The following is an 8,852-nucleotide window of genomic DNA, read 5'->3' as shown; positions in this document are numbered from 1 at the left end:
GCCTTGGCTGCTTTCTTTTTATTTATCAAAGAGATAACGAGGCTTTACATCGCTTTCAGTTAAAAATCTGTTACGCAGCGGTAGAGCATCAGGGTTATCCGGTTTATAATCCAAAAACTTTATATATTAGCAACAGGAATTCCCATGCAACACCAACTTGTTGTAAAACGACTTGGCCGCCAAGACTATGAGCCTGTATGGAAGGCGATGCATGAGTTCACCGACCAACGCACAGAAGAAACCCGTGATGAAGTCTGGTTGGTAGAACATAACCCAGTATTTACGCAAGGACAGGCAGGTAAAGCTGAGCACTTGATTAACACTGGCGATATTCCTGTTGTACAAAGTGATCGCGGAGGCCAGGTTACGTATCATGGCCCTGGTCAGTTGGTCGCCTACTTCTTGATCAACCTACGCCGCAAAAAATTAGGTGTACGAGATCTCGTTACCACAATCGAGAACCTCGTGATCAACACGCTAAAAGCATACAATATTGACTCAGCCGCGCGACCTGACGCACCAGGTGTCTACGTTGCCGGTAAGAAAATATGCTCTCTCGGTTTACGCATTCGTAAAGGATGCTCGTTTCATGGTTTAGCCTTGAACGTAAATATGGATTTAACACCGTTTCTGCGTATTAACCCTTGTGGTTATGAAGGTATGGAAATGGTTCAGGTCAGCCAATTTGGCGGCCCAGACAATGTAGAAGCCGTAGAAAAACAATTAATAGAAGAACTCGTTACTTTGCTCGATTATGAGCAAGTAGAATTCAGCACAGAAGCACCTTCTCAAGGTAATAAAGCATGAGCAAACCAATCCAGATGGAAAAAGGCGTTAAATATCGTGACGCCGATAAAATGGCATTGATTCCCGTAAAGAACATGCCTACAGAGCAGAAAGAAGTGCTACGTAAGCCTGATTGGATGAAGATCAAGCTACCAGCCGACAGCCAACGAATTCAAGACATCAAAGCGGCGATGCGTAAGAATAAACTTCACTCCGTATGTGAAGAAGCATCTTGCCCGAACCTAGCGGAATGTTTTAACCACGGTACAGCAACCTTCATGATCTTAGGTGCTATTTGTACTCGTCGTTGTCCTTTCTGTGACGTTGCTCATGGCCGCCCATTACCACCGGAAGCAGAAGAGCCTCAAAAACTGGCGAAAACCATTGCCGATATGAAGCTGAAATACGTAGTAATCACTTCTGTTGACCGTGACGATCTGCGTGACGGCGGTGCACAACACTTTGCCGATTGTAACCGCGAGATCCGTGCGTTAAACCCGCATATTAAGATTGAAACACTGGTTCCTGACTTCCGTGGTCGCATGGATGTAGCGCTTGATCTAATGAAAGACAATCCGCCAGATGTCTTCAACCACAACTTAGAAACCGCGCCACGTCTTTACCGTAAAGCTCGCCCAGGTGCGAACTACAAATGGTCACTTGAGCTCCTTAAGAAGTTCAAAGAGCAGCATCCAGATGTACCGACCAAGTCTGGTTTGATGATGGGTCTTGGTGAAACCAAAGAAGAAATCATCGAAGTACTGAAAGATCTACGCGCACACGGCGTAACGATGCTGACTCTAGGCCAGTATTTAGCGCCAAGCCGTCACCACTTGCCAGTAGAACGTTACGTTCCACCATCAGAGTTTGACGAGCTAAAAGAAGTTGCACTAGAACTTGGCTTCACGCATGCAGCGTGTGGTCCATTTGTTCGCTCTTCTTACCATGCCGATATGCAGGCTCAAGGTATCGAGATTAAGTAAGCTCTCGTTTGTTTTCAAAAGAAAGGTTGGCTCAGTGCCAACCTTTTTTGTATCTGTCAAATGATGATAAAAAGCCATTCTACCTCCGTCATTCTGAACAGCGAGGAACGAGCGTGATTCAGAATCTGTTTTCAGAATACTGATGATTTTTAGGGAAACGCTGAGTAAAAGAGTGTGCCTCAACAAGATTCCTGCTCTCGCCTAGGCTCGTCGGAATGACGCGGTTTGGATATATTGAAAGGGACAGTGTTGGTAGCCATCTCCTTATCACACACTCTTCGCTATATCTCATTCCAAACGCCAGACAAACAAAAAGGCCCTCAATTGAGGACCTTTAGTATATCAATGTTCAAAATAGATGAGTCGAGTTCTAGGAGAACACACGGAGTTTGCGCGAGCAAATGAGTATGTTCGACACCGAAATCGACTCACTCGATGAAAAGCAGTTATGCGTAAACTGGTAGACGCTTACAAATTTCTAGCACTTTCTGTTTAGTCGCTTCGATAACTTCTTCGTTGCCGATGTTATCTAGAACGTCACACATCCAGTTTGCTAGCTCTTTTGCATCTTCTTCAGTGAAGCCACGGCGAGTGATCGCTGGCGTACCTACACGAATACCAGACGTTACGAATGGGCTGCGTGGGTCATTTGGTACTGAGTTCTTGTTTACAGTGATGTTTGCTGCACCTAGTGCCGCGTCTGCGTCTTTACCAGTGATATCTTTGTCGATTAGGTCAACAAGGAACAAGTGGTTTTCTGTACCGTTAGATACGATTTTGTAGCCACGCTCTTGGAACTGACCAACCATTGCTTTTGCGTTTTTCACTACGCGAGCTTGATAAGCTTTGAACTCTGGCTCCATCGCTTCTTTGAACGCTACTGCTTTACCAGCGATAACGTGCATTAGAGGACCACCTTGACCACCAGGGAACACTGCTGAGTTCAGTTTCTTGTACATATCTTCGCCAGCATTTGACAAGATAAGACCACCGCGAGGACCTGCTAGTGTTTTGTGCGTCGTTGTTGTTACCACGTGAGCATGCGGTACTGGTGTTGGGTATTCACCGGCAGCGATAAGACCAGCTACGTGCGCCATATCAACAAATAAGTAAGCACCTGCTTTGTCAGCGATTTCACGCATGCGTTTCCAATCAACGATTTGCGAGTAAGCAGAGAAACCACCGATGATCATCTTAGGTTTGTGTTCAAGTGCTAGCTGTTCCATCTCGTCGTAGTTGATTTGACCAGCTTCATCGATACCGTAAGGGATAACGTTGTAGTGCTTACCAGAGAAGTTTACTGGTGAACCGTGAGTTAGGTGACCACCGTGCGCTAGGCTCATGCCTAAAACTGTATCGCCTGGGTTAAGAAGCGCCATGTAAACTGCGCTGTTTGCTTGAGAACCTGAGTGAGGCTGTACGTTAGCGTACTCACAACCAAATAGTTGGCATGCACGCTCAATTGCTAGTGCTTCAGCTTTATCTACGTACTCACAACCGCCGTAGTAACGCTTACCTGGGTAGCCTTCAGCGTATTTGTTCGTTAGCTGAGAACCTTGCGCTTCCATTACACGTGGGCTTGTGTAGTTTTCAGAAGCGATAAGTTCAATGTGTTCTTCCTGGCGAAGGGTTTCTTCCTGGATAGCTGCGAACAGTTCCGCATCGTAATCTGCGATGTTCATATCACGCTTAAGCATCTGTATCTCCTGACTCAGATTAGTACTGAAAGTTGCAAAAAAACTGTTGAATGACCCAACGCAAACGTTTTCGTCACCCTAATGGCGCGCATTCTACATAATTTGATTTAGGTCATAAAGAGAAATTTACAATTTTTCTCATGCAGTTTTTTCATGATGACAAGCAATGTTTACCATGCCAGCATTGCAATCGCATAACGACAATCTATTGCCTGTCAAATTTGTGCTTTACACCCTGTAAAACAGCAATTACATAGGTTTACCGTAAATTTTACCCTCTAGCTACCGAAAAGATCATCTTTTTACTACTATGCACGCCTTATTTATCACTAATGACTGCAACATTGATGGAAAAACACTCATTAAAAGAAGACTGGATAGCGATTCTCACGGGTACCTTTTTAGTAGCTCAAGGCGTTTTCTTTCTCCAATCCGCGAACCTTCTAACGGGAGGCACGACTGGATTGGCTCTGCTTATTAGCCAATTTACACCTTTTACCTTTGGTGTGCTGTACTTTTTAGCAAACAGTCCTTTTTACTTACTAGCATGGAAACGCTTCGGCCGTCATTTCGCCATTAATAGTGCCATTTCTGGCGCGTTGGTTTCTATCTTTGCCGATCATCTTTATTTGCTAATCTCGCTCGAATCGGTAAATGAAGTTTATTGCGCCGTCGCAGGCGGACTTTTAATGGGGCTCGGTATGCTGATCCTATTCCGACATCGCTCCAGCTTGGGTGGCTTTAACGTGCTGTGTTTGTTTATCCAAGACAAATTTGGCATTTCAGTTGGCAAAAGCCAAATGGCAATCGATGCATGTATCCTGTTTGCTTCATTCTTCTTTGTCACACCAGAAGTGATTGGCCTTTCAATTTTGGGGGCGTTTGCACTCAATCTCGTGTTAGCGATGAACCACAAACCGCACCGCTATTCCGTGACCTACGGTTCATAAATTTTTGATAATGATTGAAGCGCGATTTATAAGATTTCGCGCTCCAATCGCTATATAATACTTCGCGATTTCCAAATAGATCGGTACGGTATGCGCGACTTTCTGCAACAAGCTAAACAGACTCACAGTTGTATTGCGATTGGAGAGCTGATCTATAACCCGAAGACACAGACCCTTCATCAAGATGTTATCGCGATTGATCTTGAACCTCGCACCATTGAATTATTAGAACTGCTGTTAACAAGCGTTGGCCACCCACTCTCTGCTGACACCATTATTGAAACCATTTGGCAGAGCAAGTTCATCTCTAAGAATGTGCTCACGAACCGCATTAGCACCTTACGTGCCCTGCTACAGCAGTACTTACCCGAATACGATGCCGCTAAGCTTTTAGTCACTTACCCCCGCAAAGGCTACTTTCTTAACCCTGCCAATATTCGTTTGGTGCCACCAGCGAAAAGCCATCGACGCGTTATCCCAACTCAGGTTGCGAGGAATAAGAACTTCAAGCTGATTTTTGCTTATAGCTTGTGTGCCATACTTGCAGTTTGTAGCGTGACGCTCGCAAGCTTGTTATGGCAACGCCAAGAAATCTCAACACAACAAACACGTCATCAACTACTGATTCCCAAAGTCGAGCTACTACTCAACCGTGTCGATTCAATCGGCTCTCAGGCGCGAAAATACCGCATACTGGTCAAAGCCATCTTGCTGCAACAACAGGTCGAATATCCATACACCGACATCGCCAACCAAGATGCTCCCAGTTACTTTCTTGATCCTATCGGTCATACGCCATATTTCCCTGGCGCACGAAACATGCAGACCAGCGACTACGAGCTCAATATCGAGTTAAAAGACGGCGCAGAGCAAGGCATCTTGAAAGCGCAGATGAACCTTATTTATCCTGCGACGGGCAAGCTGGCGTTTCGCAATGAGTACACACTGCGTTTATCTGACCTACAATCGGATATTTTCCAAATGCACTCGGATGTCGCGCAATACTTCAATCTGCCTGCACCTTCGGCAAGTACGTGGCAGCTTTCGGATCTTCACAAAAAAATGTTATTCGAGAATGCCTTTTCTAGCCAACCTCTCCGACAATCTGATGAGTTTGCGGCTATAACAACGGCAAGACATCTCGCCTTATACGAGCACGAACATCAAAAGCTGGAAGCGTATTTAACTCAAGTACAATCGTCGTTTGATGTTTTGCCAGATGAGCTGAGCCTCTGGTTAGGTCTATTGCATTTCAAATTAGGTAACTTAGACAGGGCAAAAGCCCTGTTAACGACACCAGATGGCGACTCACGTATCCAAAACGCACTGATTTATACCTTTGTGTCTCACATTGCTTACAAGCAGAACAAACTTGAACAGTTCCGTCTCAACTACATGGAATCACTGGTGGCGCTGCTGCGCGTTTTACCTTCCGAAACCTTGTTTGAGCGTCTTTCTCAATCTGAATCAAAAGAGACTTGCCTCCAACCGTGGAAAACGTTGCATGTTAGTGTGACCGATCAAGAAATCATAAGCCGATGGAAAGCGCTCATTAACGAGTATTGCACTAATGTGGCCAACGAAATAACCACCAATAAAACAAAGACCTAAATATAAAATTAAGCTTTCGTTAACCCCTGTTAGCTTTTGTTTTTTGCCCTTTTTCTCTCGCTGAACTTAGCATGCTCGCATTCAAGCAACGGCCCAACATGAAGCGGCCTTATCAATCAGGAATGTAAACCATGCTAAACAAAATGACGCTTATCGCAGCAGCAACTCTGGCTCTTTACGGCTGTGGCGGAGGTTCGTCTTCTGGCAGTGCGAATCCAAACAAAGTGCCTCAAGAAAGTTTCGACGTCTCGATTCACAACTCAATCTTCGCTCCCACGCCAAGCACACAGCTAAACTACGCATTTAGCTTGGATGGCCAACCAGAAGGCGACATGAAACTGAGCTTCCAAGCGATGGATCGCGAGCAAATATTGGCAGCATTGGCACAAATCCCAAACAGCGAGGCAATGGTCCAGTTGGTTAATGACTTGGTGAACTACGGCGCCGAACAGTTCTACTATTCAGACGAGCAGTACAACGACGACGAAGAGAGCAATACGCTTTACTTTGTAGGATCAGATGGTGCACTCCATGAAATCACTGACGCTTATTTCATTGGTCATCAGTTTATTGCCATGCTTATGCACAGCAGTCCGATTTTCCGCCTAAACGGTGACGACGTAAAAGAGAAAAGCCCGAATATTGACATCGGTGAAGAAACTATGTCTCTGCAAACCACTCTTACAGGCTACGCAGTTCACAACCTTCTAGACCGTTTTGAAGATCATGAGTGGGTACAAAACCTTCCTATGACAGCATCTTGCCAAGTGGTTTGGCAACAGCAAATCCGAGAGACTGGTGTGCGTAAAGCGTTCTCGATCTCAGGCAAGAAAATTGAAGCGGCATACCTGATGGAAGAGAACATCTACAACCTAAACTGTGATGATATGGACTCAATGGAGTTCGCCACTTCGGCAGAACGTTGGTTTAATCCGAGCTTAGGTCTGATTGAACAAATTGAACTGCTGAAAGTACAACAAGTACAAATCAACGAAGAGAAAGTGCAGCTAACAGCGATTGAAACAAAATAAGCTCGCATTTTTTAGAGATATCTCAATAAAAGAAGGCTTTGGGGAGCACACCAAAGCCTTCATCTCGAACATCAATCTTAGGGGTGATGACACCCGAGTTTATTCTTCTATCAATAAAATACGAGTTTCGTAAGGTCGTAACACTTGATGGTTTGACGCGACTGCGCTCGCTGAGTTTTGATAGTTAGATAGCAAGTTTTTCGCTTTACTCATATCAAAACGTTCTGGCAGAACGCATTCCACCTCTTCAGCATAGTAGTTATTGATACACAGCAGCGTTTGCTTATCGTTCTGACGAGCGTAAGCGAAAATACGTTTGTGCTCTGGCAGCAGGTCCTCGTAACGACCATCGGTGATCACTGGAACCTGTTTACGCAGTTCAATCAGACGCTTGTAAAAGTAGAACACCGAGTTTAAATCGGCAACCGCAGCTTCAGCATTGATTTCAGTGTAATTCTTCGCCACTTCAAGCCAAGGCGTGCCCTCAGTAAAGCCCGCGTGTTTTGCACTGTTCCATTGCATTGGTGTACGTGAGTTATCACGCGACTTCTGTGCCAAGATCGCCATCATATCGTCATGAGATACACCATCACGGTTGACCATGATGTCGTACATGTTAGTACTTTCAACATCACGATATTGGCTGATTTCGGTATAACCCGGGTTGGTCATGCCGATCTCTTCCCCCTGGTAAACATAAGGTGTGCCTTGCATCATGTGCACTGATGCCGCAAGCATCTTGGCAGATTCAACACGGTATTGCTCTTCGTTACCTAATCGGCTGACAACGCGTGGCTGGTCGTGGTTACACCAGAACAACGCCCCCCACCCTTTGCCATTTAAGCCGGTTTGCCAATGATTGAAGATCTGTTTTAACTGAATGAAATCAAACGGCGCTTTGGTCCATTTTTCACCATTTGGATAATCGACTTTCAGATGATGGAAGTTGAACACCATGGATAGCTCTTTGCCGTCTAGCGAAGAATATTGCTGGCAGTGCTCTAGCGTGGTGGAAGACATTTCACCCACCGTCACGCTGCCGTATTTTTGAAACACAGATTCGCTAATCTCTTGAAGGTATTCGTGCACACGTGGACCATCCGTGTAGAAACGACGACCATCACCAATATCGTCACTTGGAAAATCTTGCTGCTTGGAAATCAGGTTGATAACGTCGAGACGGAAACCATCCACTCCTTTTTCTGCCCAGAAGCTGATGACTTCTTTCACTTCTTCACGCACTACTGGGTTTTCCCAGTTTAAGTCCGCTTGCTCTTTAGCAAAAAGGTGCAAATAGTACTGGCCTGTTTTTTCATCCAGCGCCCAAGCGTTGCCACCAAACTTTGATTGCCAGTTGTTTGGTTCAGCACCATCTACCGGATCTTTCCAGATGTAGTAATCACGGTATGGGCTGTTTTTATCACCCAGTGCGGATTGGAACCACTTGTGTTCTGTCGACGTGTGGTTCACTACAATGTCCATGATGATACGAATGCCCAACTGATGCGCTTCTGCTAGCAAAGTATCGAAATCTTCCATAGTGCCGAACTGTGGATTGATCGAGTAGTAATCGGAGATGTCATAACCGTTGTCGATCATTGGCGATTGGTAAACCGGCGTCAGCCAAATCGCATCCACACCAAGATGCTTAAGATAATCCAGCTTAGAAATGATCCCTTTGATGTCGCCCGTGCCTTTACTGCCACTGTCACAAAAGCTTTTTGGGTAAATTTGATAGATGGTTGCGGTTTTCCACCAGCTCTCATCATGCTTGGTCATAGCCATTTCTAACAC

General features: G+C 45.3%; 7 protein-coding genes. 5 read left to right on the top strand and 2 right to left on the bottom strand.

Annotated features, from left to right (window positions below):
* Positions 1 to 144 precede the first annotated feature (144 nt).
* Both lipB and lipA read left to right on the top strand, forming a co-directional pair.
* Positions 145 to 807: a lipoyl(octanoyl) transferase LipB gene (gene lipB, locus CAG68_RS03960; protein ID WP_005384137.1), complete on the top strand. Its 663-nt coding sequence runs from the start codon at positions 145 to 147 to the stop codon at positions 805 to 807.
* The gene (lipA, locus tag CAG68_RS03955; protein ID WP_005391329.1) at positions 804 to 1,769 is read left to right on the top strand and encodes a lipoyl synthase; all 966 of its coding nucleotides are present in this window, start codon (positions 804 to 806) and stop codon (positions 1,767 to 1,769) included. The genes lipB and lipA overlap by 4 nt, the downstream gene beginning before the upstream one ends.
* A 446-nt stretch (positions 1,770 to 2,215) precedes the next feature.
* On the opposite strand, the gene glyA is transcribed toward lipA, so the two are convergent.
* On the bottom strand, positions 2,216 to 3,466 hold the full coding sequence (glyA, locus tag CAG68_RS03950; protein WP_005381985.1) for a serine hydroxymethyltransferase: 1,251 nt from the start codon (positions 3,464 to 3,466) through the stop codon (positions 2,216 to 2,218).
* 347 nt (positions 3,467 to 3,813) lie between these two features.
* On the opposite strand from glyA, the gene CAG68_RS03945 reads away from it, so the two are divergent.
* The 3 genes from CAG68_RS03945 to CAG68_RS03935 all read left to right on the top strand — a co-directional run bounded on the left by CAG68_RS03945 (position 3,814) and on the right by CAG68_RS03935 (position 7,058).
* Entirely contained in the window at positions 3,814 to 4,416 is a 603-nt protein-coding gene (locus CAG68_RS03945) for a YitT family protein (RefSeq protein WP_017635671.1), read from the top strand.
* A gap of 90 nt (positions 4,417 to 4,506) precedes the next feature.
* Complete coding sequence (locus CAG68_RS03940) at positions 4,507 to 6,027, top strand: winged helix-turn-helix domain-containing protein (RefSeq protein ID WP_017635672.1); 1,521 nt, start codon at positions 4,507 to 4,509, stop codon at positions 6,025 to 6,027.
* A 131-nt stretch (positions 6,028 to 6,158) separates the two neighbouring features.
* Entirely contained in the window at positions 6,159 to 7,058 is a 900-nt protein-coding gene (locus CAG68_RS03935; protein ID WP_017635673.1) for a hypothetical protein, read from the top strand.
* Between the two features lie 99 nt (positions 7,059 to 7,157).
* Here CAG68_RS03935 and treC read toward each other — a convergent pair whose 3' ends face one another.
* Positions 7,158 to 8,843 carry an alpha,alpha-phosphotrehalase gene (gene treC, locus CAG68_RS03930; protein ID WP_086046562.1) on the bottom strand — a complete coding sequence of 562 codons (1,686 nt, stop codon included), beginning with the start codon at positions 8,841 to 8,843 and terminating at the stop codon, positions 7,158 to 7,160.
* Positions 8,844 to 8,852: the final 9 nt, after the last annotated feature.

This window comes from Vibrio sp. V42_P2S4T144, from assembly GCF_009904715.1.
In the GTDB taxonomy this organism is placed as follows: domain Bacteria; phylum Pseudomonadota; class Gammaproteobacteria; order Enterobacterales; family Vibrionaceae; genus Vibrio; species Vibrio alginolyticus.
The sequence above is the reverse complement of the archived record's forward strand: the minus strand, read 5'-3'. Positions and strand labels throughout refer to the sequence as shown.